This window comes from Streptomyces iconiensis (genome assembly GCF_028657195.3).
Classification (GTDB): domain Bacteria; phylum Actinomycetota; class Actinomycetes; order Streptomycetales; family Streptomycetaceae; genus Streptomyces; species Streptomyces iconiensis.
The window spans coordinates 83,298-102,888 of record NZ_JANCPR020000004.1 but is presented as its reverse complement, the minus strand read 5'-3'; the positions used below and the strand labels follow the sequence as shown (position 1 = coordinate 102,888).

The 19,591-nt window shown below is 70.9% G+C and carries 18 protein-coding genes; 6 read left to right on the top strand and 12 right to left on the bottom strand.

Translation table 11 applies throughout. The features are described from left to right. The first annotated feature begins 723 nt into the window (after positions 1 to 723). Entirely contained in the window at positions 724 to 1,884 is a 1,161-nt protein-coding gene (locus NMN56_RS04960; protein ID WP_430542477.1) for a cytochrome P450, read from the top strand. A 35-nt stretch (positions 1,885 to 1,919) separates the two neighbouring features. On the opposite strand, the gene NMN56_RS04955 is transcribed toward NMN56_RS04960, so the two are convergent. The 3 genes from NMN56_RS04955 to NMN56_RS04945 form a co-directional block, all read right to left on the bottom strand. Then, positions 1,920 to 2,666 carry a potassium channel family protein gene (locus NMN56_RS04955; RefSeq protein ID WP_274039141.1) on the bottom strand — a complete coding sequence of 249 codons (747 nt, stop codon included), beginning with the start codon at positions 2,664 to 2,666 and terminating at the stop codon, positions 1,920 to 1,922. A gap of 20 nt (positions 2,667 to 2,686) precedes the next feature. Then, positions 2,687 to 4,048 carry a TrkH family potassium uptake protein gene (locus NMN56_RS04950; protein WP_274039140.1) on the bottom strand — a complete coding sequence of 454 codons (1,362 nt, stop codon included), beginning with the start codon at positions 4,046 to 4,048 and terminating at the stop codon, positions 2,687 to 2,689. Between the two features lie 128 nt (positions 4,049 to 4,176). Continuing rightward, positions 4,177 to 4,341: a hypothetical protein gene (locus NMN56_RS04945; protein ID WP_274039139.1), complete on the bottom strand. Its 165-nt coding sequence runs from the start codon at positions 4,339 to 4,341 to the stop codon at positions 4,177 to 4,179. Between the two features lie 45 nt (positions 4,342 to 4,386). On the opposite strand from NMN56_RS04945, the gene NMN56_RS04940 reads away from it, so the two are divergent. Further along, complete coding sequence (locus tag NMN56_RS04940; protein WP_274039138.1) at positions 4,387 to 4,584, top strand: hypothetical protein; 198 nt, start codon at positions 4,387 to 4,389, stop codon at positions 4,582 to 4,584. A gap of 71 nt (positions 4,585 to 4,655) precedes the next feature. On the opposite strand, the gene NMN56_RS04935 is transcribed toward NMN56_RS04940, so the two are convergent. Then, positions 4,656 to 6,431: an AMP-binding protein gene (locus NMN56_RS04935; RefSeq protein ID WP_274039137.1), complete on the bottom strand. Its 1,776-nt coding sequence runs from the start codon at positions 6,429 to 6,431 to the stop codon at positions 4,656 to 4,658. A 134-nt stretch (positions 6,432 to 6,565) separates the two neighbouring features. Further along, positions 6,566 to 7,603: a threonine ammonia-lyase gene (locus NMN56_RS04930; RefSeq protein WP_274039136.1), complete on the bottom strand. Its 1,038-nt coding sequence runs from the start codon at positions 7,601 to 7,603 to the stop codon at positions 6,566 to 6,568. Between the two features lie 103 nt (positions 7,604 to 7,706). Here NMN56_RS04930 and NMN56_RS04925 point away from each other — a divergent pair, with 103 nt between their 5' ends. Beyond that, positions 7,707 to 8,192: an Lrp/AsnC family transcriptional regulator gene (locus NMN56_RS04925; RefSeq protein ID WP_280842598.1), complete on the top strand. Its 486-nt coding sequence runs from the start codon at positions 7,707 to 7,709 to the stop codon at positions 8,190 to 8,192. Between the two features lie 125 nt (positions 8,193 to 8,317). Here NMN56_RS04925 and NMN56_RS04920 read toward each other — a convergent pair whose 3' ends face one another. After that, a complete protein-coding gene (locus NMN56_RS04920; protein ID WP_274039133.1) occupies positions 8,318 to 9,364 on the bottom strand; it encodes a glucose 1-dehydrogenase in 1,047 nt (348 codons plus the stop codon). A gap of 173 nt (positions 9,365 to 9,537) precedes the next feature. Between NMN56_RS04920 and NMN56_RS04915 the strand changes: the two genes are divergently transcribed. Continuing rightward, on the top strand, positions 9,538 to 10,104 hold the full coding sequence (locus NMN56_RS04915; protein WP_274039132.1) for a DUF421 domain-containing protein: 567 nt from the start codon (positions 9,538 to 9,540) through the stop codon (positions 10,102 to 10,104). A gap of 19 nt (positions 10,105 to 10,123) precedes the next feature. Here the strand turns inward: NMN56_RS04915 and NMN56_RS04910 are convergent, their stop codons facing one another. Next, positions 10,124 to 11,461 (bottom strand): FUSC family protein, encoded by a 1,338-nt coding sequence (locus NMN56_RS04910; RefSeq protein WP_274039131.1) that lies wholly within the window; start codon positions 11,459 to 11,461, stop codon positions 10,124 to 10,126. Between the two features lie 2 nt (positions 11,462 to 11,463). Then, positions 11,464 to 13,092 carry a sugar porter family MFS transporter gene (locus tag NMN56_RS04905; protein ID WP_274039130.1) on the bottom strand — a complete coding sequence of 543 codons (1,629 nt, stop codon included), beginning with the start codon at positions 13,090 to 13,092 and terminating at the stop codon, positions 11,464 to 11,466. Positions 13,093 to 13,283: 191 nt separating this feature from the next. Between NMN56_RS04905 and NMN56_RS04900 the strand changes: the two genes are divergently transcribed. Continuing rightward, entirely contained in the window at positions 13,284 to 13,463 is a 180-nt protein-coding gene (locus tag NMN56_RS04900; RefSeq protein ID WP_274039129.1) for a hypothetical protein, read from the top strand. 50 nt (positions 13,464 to 13,513) lie between these two features. Here the strand turns inward: NMN56_RS04900 and NMN56_RS04895 are convergent, their stop codons facing one another. From NMN56_RS04895 to NMN56_RS04885, 3 genes are all read right to left on the bottom strand, one after another. Continuing rightward, positions 13,514 to 14,722 carry an esterase/lipase family protein gene (locus tag NMN56_RS04895; protein ID WP_274039128.1) on the bottom strand — a complete coding sequence of 403 codons (1,209 nt, stop codon included), beginning with the start codon at positions 14,720 to 14,722 and terminating at the stop codon, positions 13,514 to 13,516. A 178-nt stretch (positions 14,723 to 14,900) separates the two neighbouring features. Further along, positions 14,901 to 16,988 (bottom strand): SpoIIE family protein phosphatase, encoded by a 2,088-nt coding sequence (locus NMN56_RS04890; RefSeq protein ID WP_274039127.1) that lies wholly within the window; start codon positions 16,986 to 16,988, stop codon positions 14,901 to 14,903. 236 nt (positions 16,989 to 17,224) lie between these two features. Next, positions 17,225 to 18,172 carry an alpha/beta hydrolase family protein gene (locus tag NMN56_RS04885; RefSeq protein ID WP_274039126.1) on the bottom strand — a complete coding sequence of 316 codons (948 nt, stop codon included), beginning with the start codon at positions 18,170 to 18,172 and terminating at the stop codon, positions 17,225 to 17,227. A 200-nt stretch (positions 18,173 to 18,372) separates the two neighbouring features. Between NMN56_RS04885 and NMN56_RS04880 the strand changes: the two genes are divergently transcribed. Further along, complete coding sequence (locus NMN56_RS04880) at positions 18,373 to 18,960, top strand: TetR/AcrR family transcriptional regulator (protein ID WP_274039125.1); 588 nt, start codon at positions 18,373 to 18,375, stop codon at positions 18,958 to 18,960. Between the two features lie 104 nt (positions 18,961 to 19,064). On the opposite strand, the gene NMN56_RS04875 is transcribed toward NMN56_RS04880, so the two are convergent. After that, positions 19,065 to 19,568, bottom strand: a complete 504-nt coding sequence (locus NMN56_RS04875; protein WP_274039124.1) for a hypothetical protein — start codon at positions 19,566 to 19,568, stop codon at positions 19,065 to 19,067. Positions 19,569 to 19,591 lie beyond the last annotated feature (23 nt).

Sequence of the window (19,591 nt, the reverse complement as noted above, 5' to 3'; positions counted from 1 at the left end):
AAAGCCTCCGTGTGAGAGTGCGGGAGAGATCCACTGCGGAACTCGATCGAAACCCTGTCGGATTGGCGCGCACAGCTCAAGCACGGTGGGCAAGTGTGACCCACCCCACGCCACTGATCACGTCAAATCCCCCCGGATCAGCGGCCTTCGGTGGGCTTCGGTGGCCTTCGCCGGACAGTGACCCCCAAGTCGCCCGGGCACATGGGGGCCTTGCCGTTGACCCGACGGGGACGCCGAGCCGGGTGCAGGCGTCGGGTCGCTGGAGCCGGTTGTTCCGCCCGCGCGATCTCGTACGGGTCGTCGGCAGGCGCTCGGTGGGCGCGGCAGAGCGGCGTGGCAGGCGCTCGGCCAGCGCAGTAGGCGCACGTCAGCGCGGACGGGTGCCCCCGTACTCGGCCCGTGCTGGCATCGGAGAACGGCGAACAGCCACACTGTGCCCAACCGTAATCGTGTGCCTCCAGCGTGAGCCCGGTGCCTGCAACCGGGACGCGACCCCACTCGTCGCAAACGGTGGTGGCACGCGCCAGACAATCCACACGCGCCTTCCGCCCCGGCTCGACGCACAGAGCCGTGGGCGGAAGGCGCACGCAACTTCCGGAGTGCACGTTGAGGACGACGATCCGTTCCCGTATCACCGCCCGGCTCGGGCGCACCTACCTGTCCAGGATTCAACAGCGTGGGATCGGGTCCTCCACGGTCAAGCTCCTCCCCGCCGACCTGCTGATGCTGCTGCGCAGGGACGGACTCGACCCCGTGGACAGGCTGGACAGAACTCAGGCGAAGGCACCGGTCTCCAAGGTGCGGCTGCCGTTCGGCGTGAACGCCTGGGTGGTCACCGGTTACGAGGAGGCGAAGGCGGTGCTGGGCGCTGCCGAAGCCTTCAGTACCGACTTCGCCCATCTCGCGGCGAAGGCCGGGATCACGGCCGAACAGAGTCCCGGCGGGCTCGGGTTCAGCGATCCCCCGGCGCACACCAGGCTGCGCCGCATCCTCACCCCCGAGTTCACCATGCGCCGGCTGCGGCGGCTCGTTCCCCGTATCGAGGACATCGTCGAGGAGCGCCTCGACGCGATGGAGGGCCAGGAGGGACCGGTCGATCTGGTGCGGGAGTTCGCGCTGCCCATCCCCTCCCTGACGATCTGCGAACTCCTCGGCGTGCCCTACGAGGACCGCCACGGTTTCCAGCAGCTGGCCATGGACCGCTTCGACCTCTTCGCCGGGACGAACGCCCCTTTCGGCGCCATGTCGGAATCGCTCACCTACTTCCGGGACATCGTCAGGAAGCAGCGTGCGGAGCCGGGCGACGGCCTGCTGGGCATGATCGTGCGCGAGCACGGCGACGACGTCGACGACGAGGAACTCGCGGGGCTCGCCGACGGCGTCCTGACCGGCGGGTTCGAGACGACCGCCAGCACCCTCGCGCTCGGCTCCCTCGTGCTGCTGCGGAACCCGGACGTCTTCGAGAGCGTGCGGACCGACGACGCGATGGCGGCGCCCTTCGTCGACGAGGTGCTGCGCTATCTCACCGCCGTACAGCTGGCCTTCCCCCGCTTCGCCCGCGAGGACTTCGAAATAGCCGGACAGGTCATCCCCCGGGGCGACATGGTCCTGTGCTCCCTCAGCAGCGCCAACCGCGACCCCGCTTACACCGCGGACGGCGGGCACTTCGACCCGCACCGCGGCGCACCGGGGCACCTGGCCTTCGGCTACGGGATCCACCGCTGCATCGGCGCCGAACTGGCCCGCATGGAACTGCGCACCGCCTATCCCGCCCTGACCCGCCGCTTCCCCGCGATGCGCCTGGCGACGCCGCCCCAGGACCTGGCCTTCCGCAAGCTGTCGATCGTCTACGGCATCGAGTCGCTGCCGGTACACCTCCGCTGAGCCGCCCCCGCGGGAGTGGCGTGCGGGAGGCGGGGTCAGGCGAGGTTGGCGAACGCCTCGACCGCTCGGGTGCGGCCTGTGACCACGACGACATCGCCCTTTTCGACCACGGTCTCGGCCGTCGCGTAGGTGAAGGCGTGGCCCGGCCGTTTGATGCCGACGACCGTGACGCCGTGCCGGGTGCGGACACGGCTCTCGCCCAGCGGCACGCCGGTGGCGCTCTCCGGTACGACGGTCTTGACCAGCGCGTAGTCGTCGTCGAACTCGATGAAGTCCAGCATCCTGCCGGTCACGAGGTGAGCGACGCGCTCACCCATCTCATGTTCGGGCAGCACGACATGGTGTGCGCCCAGGCGCTCCAGGATCTTGCCGTGCTGCCTGCTGACGGCCTTGGCCCAGATGTTGGGAACCCCGGCCTCCAGCAGGTTGGAGGTGACCAGGATGCTCGCCTCCATGTCGGTGCCGATGCCGACGACCGCGCTGGACAGTTCGTGCACCCCGAGTTGGCGGAGCGCCTCCGGGTCGGTGCAGTCGGCCACGGCGGCGTGGGTGAGGGCGTCGGCGTACCGCTGGACGAGGCGGGCGCTCTCGTCCAGGCCGAGCACGTCCCAGTCGCGGCGCATCAGTTCGGTCGCCAGGGAGCCGCCGAACCGGCCCAGGCCGATGACCGCGATCCGCTGGTCGTGGGGGCTGCGGGACCCGCGCTGGTCGGCCTGGCCGGCCTGGTCGCCGGACCGTTTGCGGAGGCGTCGCCGGTTGAGGGAGTGCAGGTAGTTGCTCATGGGGGTCACCGTGTGTCTCGTCAGCCGATGATCGGTCGTTCCTCGGGCAGTTCGTAGCGGCGGGTCCGCTGGCGCAGGGCGAGGGCCGACACCAGGGTCACGGGCCCGAGCCTGCCGACGAACATGAGCACGATGACGATGAGTTCGCCGGGGGTGCCCAGGTCGGGGGTGATGCCGGCCGACAACCCGACGGTGCCGAAGGCGGAGACCGCCTCGAACAGCACGTACTCCATCGGTGCCTTGACCAGCGTCAGCAGTGCGAGCGTCGCCGCTGTCACCAGGCCGACGCCCAGCAGGACCACGGTCAGCGCCTGTCGCAGTACATGCGGTGCGAGCGTCCTGCCCAGCGCCCGTGAGGACGGCTCGCCGCGCACCTCGGCGACGATCGCGGCGGCGAGCACGGCGAAGGTCGTGACCTTGATGCCGCCCGCCGTGCCGGCGCTTCCGCCGCCGACGAACATCAGGGCGCAGGTGCTGAGCAGCGTGGCTGGCTCCATCTGTCCGATGTCGAGCGCGTTGAAGCCCGCCGTACGGCTCATGGCGGAGTGGAAGAACCCGTTCAGCAGCTTGTGGCCCGTGTCCAGCGGGCCCAGGGTCGCGCCGTTCCGCCACTCCAGCAGGCAGGTCAGCACCGTGCCGGTCAGCAGGAGTCCGACGGTGGTGAGCAGCGTGAGCTTGGTGTGCAGCGACCAGCGCCGCGGTCCGCGGGAGCGGGTGCGGTGGCGGAGCAGTTCCAGCAGGACCGGGAAGCCCAGCCCGCCGAGGATCACGGCGGCTGCGATGGGCAGTTGCACCCACGGGTCGTGCACGTAGCGCGTCAAGCTGTCGGCGCGGAGCCCGAATCCCGCGTTGTTGAACGCGGAGACGGCGTGGAAGACCGCCTGGTGCACGGCCTCCCCGATGGGCATGCCGTGCCCGAAGCGGAAGCGCAGGGCCAACAGGGCCGCCACGGTCAGCTCCACGATCAGCGTGGTACCCGCGACCCCCAGCAGAACGCGCCGGACCTCGCCGATGCCGAGCGTCTTCGTCTCGACCTGCGCGGTCAACTGCATGCGCAGCCGCAGCCTTCCGGACATCAGCAGGGCCAGCAGCGACGCCAGCGTCATGATGCCGAAGCCGCCGATCTGGATCAGACCGAGGATGACGCCCTCACCGAAGGCCGACCAGTAGGTACCCGTGTCGACGGTCACGAGCCCGGTCACACACACGGCGGAGACCGCCGTGAACAGCGCGGTGACCAGACCGGTCGCGGACCCGCCCGGTGTGGCCCAGGGCAGCGCCAGCAGCGCGGCGCCCAGCAGCGCCGCCGCCGCGAAGGCCAGCACGGTCACCCTCGCGGGGTGGGAGCGCAGCCACGGGAAGCGCATCGGGCCGCCAGCCATTCCTCGCCACTTCCCTTACGCCGCCCTGCCGGAGAACTGACGTCACCTTAACCGGCCCTCCGTTCGAACCCGAGGAGGGCACGGGGGTCGGCGGGTGGCACCCGGAGACGCGGGGCCGCGCAGCGGTTTCAGTGGCCGCCGGTGAGCTGACCGGCGAGTTTGTCGTGCATCTGCGCGCTGGGCCCGTTCAGGCCGACGAGGGTGACCTTCTTGCCGCGCTCGGCATACTTGGTCCCGACGGCGTCCAGCGCCGCGACGGAGGAGGCGTCCAGACGTCCGGACGCGGCGAACACAGCGGCGGAACACAGCGGCGGAACACAGAAGGAGCAGGCGCGAAGATGGCTGAGCGGCAGATGCAGGTCGGCGAGGGCAGCGCGACGGGAGCCGGGCGCGAGCACCTGCGCGGGCGCCTCGACTCCTACCGCAAGGTCGCCGACGCACGCTGCGAGACGCTGCGCGCACAGCTCCTCGCCGCCGAGGACTTCGCCGCGACCCTCCGCCGCAGGCTCCGGAACACCGAGCACCCACGGGTGTGACACCGGGCCCGCGCGGACGGGAACGGTTTCGCGGGAGCCGTGCGACGGACGGTCGACTTCGGCGGCAGGTCCTAGTTTTCGAGCTGCGCCTCACCGCGCAGCCAGCGCCGGAGCAGTTCCTTGCGCACCTTGCCTGTCGCCGTGCGGGGCAGGTCCGGCACGGTTTCGATGCGGCTGGGCTGGTACCACTCCGTCATGCCCTCCGCGATGAGGTGTGCCCGGAGGTCTTCGAGGGTGGGCGGCGGCGTCCCGTCCGCCCGCACGACCACGGCGCAGGCCAGTTCGCCGCCCGGCGTACCGTCCGGATAGCCGACGAGGGCGATGTCCCGCACGGCGGGGTGCGTGCGCAGGGTGTCCTCGACATCGAGCGCGGGGATCATGAACACGCCGCCGATCCGGTCGGACACCCGCCCTGCCAGGTGAATGCCGCCGCGCCCGTCCGGAACCGCGTAGTCCCCGGTGTCGTACCAGCCCCCGTTCTGCCCCTCCATGACGACGAGTTCACCGCTGTCCCTGCCCAGGGTGGCCAGGCAGAGACCGGCGCCGCGTACGTGGAGCCGGCCAGGGTTCTCGCTGTCGATCTCCCCCTCGGCGCGCAGGTCGATCTCGATGCCGGGTACGGGCCTTCCGTCGCTGTGCGCCGCCCATCCCTCGGGGTCTTCGGGGCCGGTGAGGGTGCCCATCATGATCTCGGTCATGCCCCAGCCCGTGTGCAGCGGCACCCCGAAGCCCGCGCGGACCTCGGCGGAAAGCCGGTGCGGGACGGGAGCGGCGCCGCAGCGTACGAAGCGCAGGGTGGGCAGGCTCCGGCCGCTTTCCGCTGAGGCGGCGAGGAGTTCGGAGATGAATACGGGAGCGCCGCCCATCAGCGTGGTCCTCGTCTCCTCCATCCACGCCAGCGCGTTGCCCGGTTCCCAGGTGTCCAGCATCGCGGACGTGCCGCCCACAAGGAGCGGCAGGAGGATGTTCGCGCCCAGCCCCACGATGTGGTTCAGGGAGTGCGGCGTGAAGAACGTGTCCTCGGAGTCGCACAGGTCCTGGCCGGGGAAGCCGGCCTCCGCCGTGTTGAAGACGAGCGAGGAGTGGATCGTATTGAAGCTGTGCAGGATGCCCTTGGGCTCGCCCGACGTGCCGGACGTGAACATCACGTAGGCGACGCGGTCGGGGTCTTCCTCGGCCTCGTCCAGCGGCATCGGGTGCGTCGTCTCCCAGGGCGTGTCCTGGAAGTACCGGGCGAAGTCTGTCTCGTCGCCGGCGACGCGGGCGCCGAGCACGGCCCGGTGCCGCAGAGCGGGCAGCCGGGGCGCCATGGCGGCGACAGCCGCCGCGTGTTCGTAGCCTTCCCAGACGTCCGTCGTCACCAGGACGCCGACGCGGAGCCGGTCCAGTATCCGTTCCAGTTCGCGGGAACGGATGGTCATCATGACGGGCGCGAAGACCGCTCCCACTCTGGCGCAGGCCAGCGCGAGCACGTTGACCTGCCACCAGTTCGGCAGCTGCACCGCCACCACCTGGCCGGGGCGGACACCCAGCGCGTGCAGGGCTGCCGCGAACCGCTCGACGTGCCGGGCGTATTCGCGGTAGGTCACATGGTGGTCCCCCGCGTCATGGCCGGTGGCCCGGGCCGATATCGCCGTACGGTCGGGCGTCTCGTCACGCCACCGCCGCAGGTCGTCCAGGACGGTTCCGTCCCGCCACAGACCCAGCTTCCGATAGTCGCTCATGCGCTGCGCGCCGGGGCGCAGCGAGGTCAGATCCGGTCCGGGCACCTCGTGGGCACCTGGAGCGAAACCGTGCGCGTCCGCCCCGGAAGCCGGTGCGGGATCGCTTTTGTACTCGCCAGTCATGTTGATCAGTTTGTCATGCTGACTCGCCCCGCCCCGGGCCCGGCCCCTGGACGCCGACCGCTCGTCGCCGGTGACCACTCATGTGCCGAGACCGGGGCTGACCAGGCATCATGCCCCGTTCCCCCGCTGGAGCCCTAGCCGGAAACCAGTACGTCGCCGAAGAGGCCGGGTGACACGTTGGCCCCGGTGACGACGGTCGCCAGCACCTCGCCCGGCAGGTCGTGGGTGGCGATGGCGGCCAGTCCGGCGGCGCCCGCGGGTTCAGGCAGCACCCCGAGGGTCGTCAGCGCGGTCCGCATCGCCGCCAGCATGTCCGCGTCGTCCACGACCACCATGTCGTCCACCAACAGGCGCATACGGTCGACGGATTCGGGGATCGGTGAGCTGATCGCGATGCCCTCGGCGAAGGTGTCGGCGCCTTCGGTCGGGAGCACCCGGTCGGACCGCCAGCTGTCCACCATGCTCGGCGCACCCTTGGCGCAGACGCCGACGACGCGGGTGTGCGGAGCGTGCTCCTTGAACCAGCGGGCTACGCCGGTGATCAGCGCGCCGTCACCGACCGGCAGCACCACCGTGTCGATCGGGCCCGCGGTGAGCAGTTCGACGCCGATGGTTCCCGCGCCCTCCGCGATACGCGGGTGCCTGCCGTCCTCGATGAAGACGCTGTCCTTGTGCGCGGCGGCGTACTCGCGGGCGGCCTCCTCGGCACGGCCGCCGCCGATCTCGTGCACGTGTGCGCCGAGGGAGGCCATCCTGGTCAGCTTCACGGGGCTGATTCCCTCGGGTACGAACACCTCGGCGCTCAGGCCGTGCCGGGCAGCCGCGTAGCCGACGGCCTGGCCGAAGTTCCCGGTCGACTCGCACACCAGGCGGGTGCCACGGTCGAACTCGCGGGCCAGCAGGTCCATGCCCCGGCCCTTGAAGCTACGCAGCGGATTCAGCGTTTCGATCTTGACCAGGACCCGTTTGCCGAGCGCGGCGCAGAGCTGTTCGTCGGCGTACTGCGGCGAGTTGAGGAACACCGGGTCGATCAGCCGCGAAGCTTCCGCGATCCGGTCGAGATCGAGGTCCATGCCGTGGCCCGGATCCGTGCCGTGGTCCGGATCCGTGCCGTGGTCCGGGTCCATGCCGTGATCGGGGTTCCTACCGTGGCCGAGGTTCGTGCCGTGCATGTGTGAGCCTTCCGACAGGGGCGGATGCGCAGGTCAGCTCACCGTAGAGCGGAGGGCGGTGATCGCGATTGAAAGTTTTGCCGCCGCCACGCAAAATTGTTGCGTGCCCAAGCCGTCGCCCTTCGTCCCCGACTCCCTCGACCACCAACTGCTGCGGCTCCTCCAGGAGGACGCCGGGCGCACGCTGCGGGAACTGGGTGACCACGTGGGCCTGTCACCCAGCGCGGTCCAGCGCCGCATCCGGGGCTACCGCGCCGCCGGTGTGATCGCGCGCGAGGTCGCCGTGCTCGACCCGACGGCGCTCGGCGCCGCCACGCTGGCCGTGGTCCTGGTGACCCTCGAACGCGAATCCTCCGAGCACCACGCCGCGTTCCGCACCCGCATGCTGGCCGAGCCGCATGTGCAGCAGTGCTACGACCTGGCCGGACCGTGGGACTACGTCGTCGTGCTGGTCACCGAGAGCCTCGCGGCATGCCGCGCGCTGTCGGACGGGCTGTTCATGAACGACGAGAACGTGCGCCGCTACGAGACCCTGCCGGTGCTCGAACCGGTCAAGACCGGCCTCACCGTTCCCCTGCCGGAGCCGTAGCCCGTAGCCATGGCCAGGGGCCGTAGCCAGGAGCCATAGCCCGTCGCCGGGAGCCAGGAGCCGGGAGTCCGCAGCCGACCCGGCTGACCTCCCCCGCGCGGGCCGTTCCGCTCCCGGGGCCGCGCTCACCCGCGGAGGTCGACGACGACCTTGATGTCGTCCTCGGTCTTGTGGAGCGCGTCGGGGTACTCGTCCATCGGAACGCGCCGCGTGATGAGGCCGTCGAGCCAGCCGCCGTCGGCGCTGGACAGGGCCGTGGCGGCCTGTTCGTAGTGGCGGCGTGCGGCGTTGACCGTGCCGAACATGACCGTGTTGTCCAGGACCATCTTCTCGTTCAGTTCATCCGTGCCGAGGGGCACGGGCGAGGAGCCCGCCGACATGCCCGTCAGGCAGATGACGGAGTTGGGAGTGACGATGTCCACCAGCTCGAAGACCAGGGGGCCGTGTCCCGTGCACTCGATGACGACGTCAGGGCTGATCCCCGTGTCCTTGACGTCACCGGTGTGGAAGGTGGCGCCGAGGTCGCCGACCAGCTGCGACTTGGGCCCCTTGTCGTTGATGTCCAGGACGTGGACGTCCAGGCCGCGCTGTACGCCCAGCAGCGCTGCCAGCAGTCCGATCGGGCCCGCCCCGGTCACCAGGGCCGTCCGGGGCCGCCATGAGGCGCGGGCGAAGATGCGGTCGGTCTGCTCCCACGCCTTGGCCAGCACGGACGTGGGCTCCAGCAGCACACCGTGGTCCCCCACACCGGGGTCGAGGCGGATCGCGTAGTCGGGCTCGATACGCCAGTACTGTGAGCCGTAGCCGTCCCGCTCCTTGATGCCGCGTTCGGTGTACCGCCCGTTGCGGCAGAAGTCCCACTCGCCGTGCGAGCAGGGTTCGCACGGCACCGGGTCAGGCCGCCGCACGATGCCCGCGACGAGGTCGCCGACGGCGAATCCACCGGCCACGGGTGCGTCGACCACCACGCCCAGCGACTCGTGCCCGACCACCAGCCGGTCACGCCCCGGCGGCAGGCTGCCGTAGCCCTGCTGGACGATGTCGACGTCCGTACCGCAGATCCCGAGCAGCCGCCCCTCGACCAGCAGCGCACCCTCGTCCTCCGCCGGGTCGGGCACCTCGCCGACCCGCACCTGGCCCGGATCACCGGGCACCACCGTGATCGCCTTCATGCACGCCACCTCTCGACCGGTCCCGCCGGACCCGTGACAGCTCCGTGGGGGTCCGTTCGAGCGTCCCCTCCAGCGAACCGCGCCGCAATTCGGGCGCGGGGCGGAGGGAGGGCAGCGGGTCGCGCCAACACTGGAGGCCGACCCCGACGACCGTCACGGAGAGGTGGCCCGGCATGTGGCAGGACATGGTGACGCTGGAGATCCCGGTCGCGGACAAGATCCTGCGGACCGTACTGGTCTACGTGGTCATCGTCGCGCTCTTCCGCTTCACCGGGAAGCGAGGGCTCGCGAACATGAACACGTTCGACTTCGTCGTGATCTTCCTGCTGTCCAACGTCGTCCAGAACGCCGTCATCGGCGCCGACTACAGCCTTCTGGGCGGCATCATCGGCGCCACCACCCTCGTCGCCGTCAACGCGCTGCTGAACAGGTGGCTGGCCTCCGACGAGCACGCCGCCCGGCTGCTGGAGGGCTCATCGACCACCGTCGTACGGGACGGAAAGCTCGTACGGAGCGCACTGCGGCGGCTCGGGCTGCGTTCGGGCGAGGTCTCCCAGGCGGTACGGGTCCAGACGGGCGGCACCGTTCGCACCGTGGAGCGCGGCAGCCTGGAGCCCGACGGACGGCTCCTCATCGTCCCGCTGCCCTCGGCTCAGCAGGCGACACGGGGCGACATCGACCGGCTGGAGCAACGCCTCGCCGCCATCGAGCAGTTGGTACGGGAACGGGGCGCGCGGTGAGCCCAGGCCGTCCGCCACTTCAGTCCCTGCGCCGGTGGAACGGATGGCGGAACGAGAGGCGGAAGGGAAGGCCGAAAGGCCGGCGCAGCTCGGGCGGGGCGCTGACGCGTACGTGCGTCACCCCGCCGAGCGGCCCGCCCGTGGCCCCGCCGAAGCCGGTGACGGCACCACTGCCGGCGCCACCGTGCTCCCCGAGGTCGGCGCCGACGAAGACGAGGAGGTCCAGGACCACCATCCGTACACCCGCGCGGGCCACAAGAAGTCCCGCTTCCTGCTCCGGAGCGTGACCGGAGTCGGAGTCGGAGTCGGAGTCGGAGCGGGGGCCGGAGCCGGAGTCGGACCGGGAACCTGAGCCGTGGCCGGTGTCCGGGCCGGTCACGCGTCGGCCGACGGCGAGGGCCCGTTCGGCCGCACGTTGCCGGGCGGTGCGGTCGTCGGAGGACACGGTGAGGGAACGCAGCGTCTCGGCCAGCTCCCGTACCTCGGGCGACAGCACGGCGCGCTGTCCGGCGGGCAGCCCCGTGGCCGTACGGGTGAGGGTGAGGCAGCTGTTTCCGAGCAGGTCCAGCCGGGCCGCGTACGCGCTCTCGCGTTCGATGGGCTGCCGCTGGCCCCACCACAGGGGTGAGCGGCGTGCGGCGGTGTCCGCGTTGTCGCGCGCCTCGCCGAGATCGGCCAGCCGCAGGTAGGCGGCGCGCAGGTGCTCCCACGTCCAGTCGGCGCCCCGCTCGCTCTCACGCTCCATGACCTCGGCCGTCAGGGTCAGCGCGTGGGCCAGGGCGCCGAGAATGGCGGTCTCGGCGCGGCGCAGCACGGACAGCGGGTGTGCGGGGAAGAGGAGCTGGCTGAAGACGAGCGCGACGGCCCCGCCGAGCACGGCGTCATACACCCGGTCGATCCCCGCCTTGCTGCCGGTGGCCACGGCGATGACGGCGCTCACGCCGGCCTGCGCCATGGTGATGCGTTCGCCCCCGACGACGAGCGCCGCGAGGATGGCGAGGAAGACGGCGACCGCCAGGGTGGCGTAGCCAGGTCCGAGAACGAGGACCGTCAGCTGGGCGGCGAGGACTCCCGCGACGACGCCGAGGACGAACCGTACGGCGTTGGTGCCGCGTCCGCCACGAGTGGTGTTCAGGGCGACGATCGTGGTGATCGGCGCGAAGATCGGCTGGTGGTGCTCGATGACGTGTCCCGCGAGCCACCAGGACAGGGCGGCGGCGATGGTCTGCTGCAGGACGGGCCACATGCTGCTCGCCACGCGCCGCCGGACGTCCGCCCACGCGTGCCGTGCCCTGCGCAGCCCCTCGCGCAGGAGCGCTGCGACGGGGGGCGGGCGCGACGGGGGGCGGACGTCCACGCTCAGTCCCGCGTCACGGGCCCGTGTCCGCCGTCGCCGCCCTCGCCGTCGCCGCCCTCGCCGCCCCTGCCGCTGCCGCCGCTCCGACCGTTACCGCTCCCCTCCGCCTTGCCGCCGCCACCGGTACCGCTCCCGCTGCCGTTCCCGGTGCCGCCGCCGCTCCCGGTGTTCCCGTTTCCGTTCCCCTTCCCGAAGGACGGCTTGTGTCCGAAGCGGGCCTGGAGCGATGCGTCGACCTCCGCGAAGTCCCTGCCCTGGGTCTCGGGCACGAAGCGGCCGACGAAGACCAGCCCGACCGCGCAGATGACCGCGAAGATCCAGAAGGTCTCCCCCTGGCCGAGCGCATCGGCCACGGGCAGGAACGCCTGGCCGACCACGAAGTTCGACAGCCAGTTGACGGTCGTCGAGGCGCTCGAACCGGGTGCGCGCGCCGACGGCGGGAAGATCTCGCCGACCAGCACCCAGAAGACGGAGCCCAGGCCACCGGCGTACACGGCGATGTAGAGCACCATGAACACGAGCGACAGCTCCGAGTTCCAGTCCGCCACGAAGCTGAGCCCGAGCAGGGCGAGCGTGACCAGCATTCCGGCCAGCGAGATGATCAGCAGCCGTCTGCGGCCCACCCTGTCGATGAGGCGGAGGGCCACCAGTGTCATGAGCAGGTTGATGGCGCCGATGAAGACCGAGTAGAAGATCGAGTTCGAGGCGTTCAGACCGGTCTGCTCGATGATCGTCGGAGAGTAGTAGATGATCGTGTTGATGCCGCCGAACTGCTGAACGGCCGCCAGCACAAGGCCGACGGCCAGCGCAGGACGGGCCCTGGCGGTGAGCAGCACACGCCAGCCCTGCCGCTGCGACTGCTGCGATCCGCCCTCCCCGCCGCCCGACCGCTTCTGCTGCTCCTGGTACTGCCGGAATCTCTCCAGCAGCCGGTCGGCGTGCTCCTCGTCGCTGACCATGGCGATCACCTTCCGCGCCTTCTCCTTCTCGCCGTTCCGCATGAGCCACAGCGGGGATTCGGGCACCAGGAACAGCGTGCCGAGGCAGAGGAAGACCGAGGGGACGAAGCCGGCGCCGATCATGGCACGCCAGTTCCCGCTCCCGGCGAAGGCGAGGTCGACCAGGTACGAGGCGAGGATGCCGACCGTGATCATCAGCTGGTTCGCGCTGAGGACCCGGCCCCTGATCTGGGACGGCGAGATCTCCGAGAGGTAGATGGGCACGGTCGCCGAGGCCGCGCCGACCGCGAGCCCGAGCACGACCCGTCCGGCGACCAACATGCCGAATCCCGTGGCGGCCACGGCGATGGCCGTACCGAAGATGAAGACGACCCCCTCCAGGGCGAGGGTCTTCTTGCGGCCGATACGGTCGGCGACGCGGCCGGCTCCCAGTGCGCCGAACATCGCCCCGATGAGCATGACGCTCACCACGGCGCCCTGCTGGAAGGAGTTGAGGTCGAAGTCCCGCCTGATGTAGAGCAGCGCACCGGAGACGACCCCGGTGTCGTAACCGAAGAGGAAGCCGCCGACGGCGATCACCGCCCCCCAGCGGCCGACCTTGCGCTTGCCCGCCGTGGGGATCTCTTCCTCCAGAGGGCCGTGGGTGCCCGGCTCCCGGGAAAAGCCCTGCATAACGTGTCTCCTCAAGCCGGAACGGCGCTCTGCGCACACACCTGCGCACGCCCCGCGGGGGCTGCGCGGTGGAGAGGTTCCGGAAAGATCGACACGCTAAACGGGCATTACGCCATTGCCCGCCACCCGCTCCGCCTGCCCTGTGTGCTCCGGCGGTCGCGCCTCAGGGCTCGGGGCGTTATATGTGGCTTATGGATGAAAACGAGCGCTATAAGCCTGGAGAGACCGTCCCGACCAGCGGGATCTACGAGTGCGACTGCGGACAGGGCCACCACTGGAGCACCGACGTCAAGGGACACGTCTTCCCGCCGCTCCCCAGCGGCTGCCCCGGCAGCACCTGGGGGCTCCGCACCAGAGCCCACCAGGAGTGAGCACCGGCCGCCGGGGCCGGTGCTCACCACCGATAGGTCAACGGCCCTGCTCAGCCGGGGAGTTGACCTACGATCCACGAACCCAGTTCGGGCGTCATCGACGTGTGCGCCGCGCTCGTGGGTGCGCACAGGTACTCGTGCAGGCCGCTCTGCTCCACCGGCAGCGTGCTGAGGTCGGCGAACGGGTCGGCCTCGGGCGTCGACAGGTCGAAGTCGACCAGGTCGACCGCGCTTCCCGACGGGACGAAGCACGTCGACAGGTGGTGCGCGGTCGCCGGTGCGCCGAGCGCGTTGAGCAGCTGCGCCACCATGTCGAAGTTGTTGAGGGTGCCGCCGGGAGCGCCGTCGATCTCGGGAACGGTGTCGGTGCGGATGCTGACCGGGTCGGCGCCGGTCTTGGCCAGCTCCGCCACCAGCGCGCCCTTGCCCGGGGGCTGCGTGTAGAGCCTCGTACCGGAGAGGTCGCCCTCGGCCGACAGGGCGAGTTCGCCGGGCTTGATGGCGTTGCCGATGCCCTGGCCGTCGCCGTTGGCGACGCCGATCAGCTTGGGGATCATCGGCCAGTCACCGAGCCTGGCCAGCTCCTCCAGGAAGTCCTTGCGGTCCTTGTGCATGTCGGGCTCGCCTTCCAGCGTGCTCGTGTGCCAGCGCATCATCTGCTTCGCCGCCGGACTGCTCACCAGGCCCAGCATCCGCGAGTCGCCCAGCAGATACGGGATCAGCTTCTGGATGCCGATGGGCAGCCAGGCGCCCCGGTGCGGGGTGTCGTAGGAGACGTACAGCTCCGTCCTGTGCATCATCTTCTGCCGCTCCAGCTTGGCCAGCGCGTACCGGGTGATCAGCCCGCCCATGCTGAACCCGCCCACCGTCAGCGGCGCCTCGCCGACCTGCTTGTACAGGGCGGTCTTGATGCACTCGATGGCCACCTCGGCGTTGTCGAGGATCGACTTCGTGCGGTCCTCGTAGCCCAGCAGCACCAGGTCGTGGCCGCGCCCGTGGAGAGCCGAGATGAACTTGTACTTCGGCGAGCCCTCCCCCTCCAGGCCGTAGTACAGCTCGTTCTTCGTGCTGGGCAGGCTGGAGAAGCCGTCGGAGAGGATCACCGGACGCTCGATCGCCGGCCGGCCCGGCACCCGGTAGACCCAGGCGGTGCCGCCGCCCCGGAGGTTCCACGTCTCCTCGGGCTCCGGTGCTTCCGGGTACGCGAAACGGGCGCGCGGGTCGAGACCGCCCAATAAGTTCACGACAGGTGCGGACATACTGACCTCCTGTTGCCGAGGGTTCCGGGGGATCCACCGACTGTGCCCGGTGGGGCACTGAACGTAGCCGGGCCGTAGAGGCGGAACGAATGATTTCGACGGACTTTGGCTACAAAACGATGCATAGGCGGAAAGAGGCGTGCGCGACAACCGGCCAAAGTGCCGTCCGCCCGGGCGCTCAGGCTTCGGCGGGGATTTCGCACCAGACGCGTTTGCCGTTGCCTCGGGGCTCGACTCCCCAGTTGCTGGCGAGTTCCTCGATGAGCATGAGCCCGCGCCCCGACGCCGACTGCTCCGTCGCGGCACGCCTTCGGGGGGCGGAGGAGGAGGCGTCGGTCACCGAGAGGCGCAGGACGCGCCCGTCGTGGTGGCCCACGAGCCCGGCGGTGAAGGTGACGCTGCCCTCGGTGTGCAGCAGGGCGTTGGTGGCCAGTTCGCTGGCGAGCAGTTCAGCGGTTTCGGCGACGGTCTCCATCGACCAGTCCTCCAGGGCCCTGCGCAGGGTGCGGCGCGCGGCATGGAGGGCCCGGGGGTCGGCGCGGTCGATGGTGGCGGAGACATGGGACGGCGCCGTGGTCCTGCCGGGTACCCGGCACAGGAGCAGGAGGGCGACGTCGTCCTCCTGGCCCGTGTAGTCGCCCATCGCGTTCAGCAGGTGGTCGGCCAGAGGGTCCGGGTGTCCGGGGCCTGTGCTGAGCGCGTCCAGGAGCCGGGCGCGGCCCTCGTCGATGTCGGCCGCACGTGTCTCGATGAGGCCGTCCGTGCACAGCAGCAGCGTCGCTCCCGGCTCCAGCGTCGTCTCGGACTCGGGGTAGGCGGGGTGCGCCGAAGGTGCGGCGAGGCCCAGCGGCAGCCCGCCGGGGGTGTCGAGCCAGGTACCGCTTCCGTCGGGCCGGCGCAGTACGGGTTCCAGATGACCGGCGCGCACGGTCACGGCGTGTCCTGTACGCGCGTCGAGCAGCACCAGCAGACAGGTGGCGAAGCGGTCGGTGTCCAGGTCGGCGAGGAACGCCGAGGTGCGGGTCATGATGCTCGCCGGCGGGTGCCCCTCGGCCGCGTAAGCGCGTAGCGCGATGCGCAGTTGGCCCATGACGGCGGCGGCCGTCACGTCGTGGCCCTGCACATCGCCGACGACCGCGGCGATCCGGCCGTCGGGCAGCGTCACGGCGTCGTACCAGTCGCCGCCGATCTCTCCGCGGGAGCGCGCCGGCCGGTAGCGGGTGGCGAGGTCCAGGTCCGGGACGTACGGCATATGTCCGGGGAGCATCGCCGTCTGCAGCCCGGCGGCCAGTTCGTGCTCCTCGTCGTAGAGCAGCGCACGCTGGAGCGACTGCGCGACGGTGCCGCTCAGGGCGGTCAGCACGGTGCGTTCCTCGCGGCTGAACCGGGTCTTGCCGTTGTAGGAGAGCCCGAGGGCGCCGATGGGGGCGTCGTGGGCGATCAGTGGCAGGTACGCGGCGGCGGTGGCGTCCGGCACCTCGTCCAGATACGGCTCCAGCACCGGGTACCGCTCGGCGAAGTCGTCGCGGTCCGTGAGGAAGACCGGCTCCCGGGTGCGTACCGCCTCGCTGAGCGGCAGCGGCGCACCGAGCCTGGCCAGATGGGCGCTTTCGACCCACTCCCGCGGCAGCCCGTTGGAGCCCACCACCACGACCCGGCCGCTCTCCACCATCCCCAGGACGATGCTGGCTGCGCCGAGCTGGAGCAGCAGCGAGGTACTGGTGAGCGCCTCGGCGACGTCGTTCACGGTGACGGTGGGAGCCAGCGCGTCGTTGAGGCAGCCCACAAGGTCGGCCTGCCGGCGGACATCGCTCCTGGCCTGGTACAGCTCCCGGGTCTGGTTGGCGGCGCGCAGCTCGTCGCCGGCCTCCCTGATGATCCCGATGACCCGGTCGGGGCTCCCTTCGTCGTCGCAGACGACGTTGCCCTGCGTGTGGGTCCAGCGCAGCGAGCCGTCGCCGTGCCGTACGCGGAAGTAGAGGCTGAACCCCGACCGCTCCCGCAGCGCGCGGTCGACCCGGGCCCGGATCGCGGGCAGCTCCTCCTCCACCATCCGCTCGCCGAGCGTACGGAGACGGCCGTCGAACTCCCCCGGGCGGAACCCCATGACCGACAGGCCGGCGTCGTCGTAGTGCATCACCCCGCCCTTGACGTCCCAGATGAAGCTGCCCATGCCGTTGACGGCCAGAGCGACACGTGCGGGAACCGCGTTCTCGGCGTCGCCGCTCCGGCCGGGTCCCCCACTCGGTTCGCCGAAGCGTTGCATCGTCGCCTCCCGGCTCGTGGGTCCCCGGGCCCCCACGCGGCGGGTTCGTGACACCGGCCCTTACGAGACCCACGTCCATGATGCTGCGGCGACTCACCCCGCGCCCGCCGGACAAGGCACGCCGGCCACGGGAGGGGCAGGCCGGGCACGGGGCAGGTCGGCCGGGAACGGCGGGAGCGGCGGGCGCCCCGCCGGTCCCGGGGAGTCGGCGCGCTCCTCGGAGCGTCACCGGGGCGTCACTTGGATTCGAGCCGCCCGAGCGGGTTGGTGCCCTCCGACAGCCACTTCCGGGCGGCCGTCCAGCCGGCGTCCTCCATGCCGAGTGCCTGGCGGAGGTAGGCCCAGGTGACCCGCTGGATCAGGGCGACGCGCTCGGGGTTCTCGTCCGTGGTCTCCCGGGCTTCGTAGCCGGGGATTCCGCCGAGGGAGTGCTCGCCCCCGAACAGCGTGAGCAGGCTCTTGCGCCCCGGGCTCAGGTGGTACGGGTCGGTGAGCCACTCAGGGCCCCTGACGGACATCGGCAGTTCGTCCTTGTCTCCCGCGACCACGAGGGCCGGCGTGGTCAGGTGCGCGAAGTCGGTGCCCTTCAGCCACGGGAGGTTCTCGGCCGCGAAGGGGGTCAGGTCGGCTCCGCCCCTGCCGGCCGTGGCAAGCAGCACGCCCGCCGTGACCCGCGGGTCGGACAGGTCGTCGGCGACCCCGCTCACCGGGTCGAGAACGCGCAGGCCCAGCAGGTTGCCCGCCGTCTGACCGCCGAAGGAGTGTCCGGCCGCGGCGATGCGCGTGCGGTCGAGGCGGCCGGCGAGACCGGGTACGGCGGCTTCCAGCAGGTCGAGCCGGTCGAGAACGCGCTTCATGTCCTCGACGCGGAACCGCCAGAGCCGCTGAGCGCGGGGGTCGCCCTGGGGAAGTGCCACGGTCCTGGAGTCCAGGTGGGTGGGCTGGATGACCACGAAGCCATGAGCGGCCCAGAAGTCGGCCAGCGGGCCGTAGCCGTCCAGTGAGGAGCCGAAGCCGTGCGAGAAGAGGACAACCGGCAGCTCGCTCCCTGTCGTCGGCGCGGAGATCCGTACCCGCAGGTCCTCGCCGCGTCCCGGGGCTTCCAGCGCCACCGGCTTCACGGAGACGACGGGGGTGGCCTCGGTGAGGGGTATCTCCGTGCGAGCCATGTCTGCTGCGGCCATGGGAAAGACCTTCCTTCCTGGGGACCCGCGGCGCCGCATGGGCGTCACAGATCCGGACGACGGGACGTGCGCGGTTTGTCCGCGAGGTCCCGGCTCTGCCATCATCAACAAGCGGGACACTGTCCCGTTAGGACTATACGGGACAGTGTCCCGTTTACCGAACGGAGGCGGGGGCCAATGGAAAGGAAGGGAAGGGCGCGGTGAGCGACAGCGAGGGGGCCGCAGGAGGCGCGGCCCGGACGAAGCGGGCGGATGCGCGGCGCAACGAGGAGAACCTGCTCGGCGCGGCTGCCACCGTCTTCGTCGCGTCAGGCGTGGAAGCGCCGATCCGTCAGATCGCGGCCGAGGCCGGTGTCGGGACGGCCACGATCTACCGCCACTTCCCGACCCGGGCAGATCTCATCGTCGCCGTGTACCGGCACCAGGTCGAAGCCCTCGCGGAAGCCGGTCCCGCACTGCTGGACACCGGGAAGACCCCACACGCGGCCCTGGCCGAGTGGATCGACCTCTTCGTGGATTTCGTGGTCACCAAGCAGGGGCTCGCCGTCGTGCTCCAGTCCGACGACCCGTGCTTCGACCCGCTGCACTCCTACTTCCTTGAGCGGCTTGAGCCCGTGTGCGCCCAACTGCTCGACGCCGCGGTCGCCTCGGGCGAGATCAGCCCGGGTCAGGACGCCTACGAACTGATGCGTGGCGTCGGCGGTCTCTGCGCCGGCGGCAACAACTCGCGCTACGACGCACGGCGACTGGTCGCACTCCTCGTCGCGGGACTGCGGCGACCGCACTGACGCGGTCCGCGTTGCGGCAGGGCGAGCCCGGATGCGAGGCGGGCCCGGATGCGTGCAAGCCGGTGCGGAAGGGGGCGGGCGGTCCGGCCGGGGCCCGGGGCGGCTCAGGGGTTGCGGAGTACCAGGCCGCGCCAGGTCCAGCCCGCCCCGAGAACCGTGTCCCGCAGGGGCTCCTTCAGCTCGGAGCTGTCGAAGCGGAACGTCTCCACCACCTCAGGACCACCCCCGTTGCCCCGCCCGATCGTCCACTGCCGGGACGTCGTTTTCACAGGGCCGCGCCCGTATTCTGTCGATATCGGTACGCCTCCGGCCCACTTGACCTTCCAGTGCTCGTCCAGAGCGCGGACCTCGTGGCCCGGCAGGGCGAAGTTCATCCGGATCCGGATACGGCGGCTCAGCTGGGCGCGGGCGAAGAAGGTCTGCCAGGCGGGCTCCAACAGCCGCCACTCGGCGACGAGGTCGACGCCTTCCGGGGCGCCGTCGCGCACGACGTAGGGGACGTCAGGACCGTTGAGGCCGAGCAGCAGCTCCCGTATGTCCTCGGCGGGCCGCGGTGCGACCTCGCCGCCGGGGCGCCTGGTGCCGGTCAGTCTGTCGAAGAAGCCCATCGAGCCAATCTAGGGGGCGGCGG

Coding starts and splice junctions, on each gene's coding strand:
- NMN56_RS04960 (WP_430542477.1), top strand. CDS start 724: ATGCTGCTGCGCAGGGACGGACTCGACCCCGTGGACAGGCTGGACAGA.
- NMN56_RS04955 (WP_274039141.1), bottom strand. CDS start 2,666: ATGAGCAACTACCTGCACTCCCTCAACCGGCGACGCCTCCGCAAACGG.
- NMN56_RS04950 (WP_274039140.1), bottom strand. CDS start 4,048: ATGGCTGGCGGCCCGATGCGCTTCCCGTGGCTGCGCTCCCACCCCGCG.
- NMN56_RS04940 (WP_274039138.1), top strand. CDS start 4,387: ATGGCTGAGCGGCAGATGCAGGTCGGCGAGGGCAGCGCGACGGGAGCC.
- NMN56_RS04935 (WP_274039137.1), bottom strand. CDS start 6,431: ATGACTGGCGAGTACAAAAGCGATCCCGCACCGGCTTCCGGGGCGGAC.
- NMN56_RS04930 (WP_274039136.1), bottom strand. CDS start 7,603: ATGCACGGCACGAACCTCGGCCACGGTAGGAACCCCGATCACGGCATG.
- NMN56_RS04920 (WP_274039133.1), bottom strand. CDS start 9,364: ATGAAGGCGATCACGGTGGTGCCCGGTGATCCGGGCCAGGTGCGGGTC.
- NMN56_RS04915 (WP_274039132.1), top strand. CDS start 9,538: ATGTGGCAGGACATGGTGACGCTGGAGATCCCGGTCGCGGACAAGATC.
- NMN56_RS04905 (WP_274039130.1), bottom strand. CDS start 13,092: ATGCAGGGCTTTTCCCGGGAGCCGGGCACCCACGGCCCTCTGGAGGAA.
- NMN56_RS04900 (WP_274039129.1), top strand. CDS start 13,284: ATGGATGAAAACGAGCGCTATAAGCCTGGAGAGACCGTCCCGACCAGC.
- NMN56_RS04895 (WP_274039128.1), bottom strand. CDS start 14,722: ATGTCCGCACCTGTCGTGAACTTATTGGGCGGTCTCGACCCGCGCGCC.
- NMN56_RS04890 (WP_274039127.1), bottom strand. CDS start 16,988: ATGCAACGCTTCGGCGAACCGAGTGGGGGACCCGGCCGGAGCGGCGAC.
- NMN56_RS04885 (WP_274039126.1), bottom strand. CDS start 18,172: ATGGCCGCAGCAGACATGGCTCGCACGGAGATACCCCTCACCGAGGCC.
- NMN56_RS04875 (WP_274039124.1), bottom strand. CDS start 19,568: ATGGGCTTCTTCGACAGACTGACCGGCACCAGGCGCCCCGGCGGCGAG.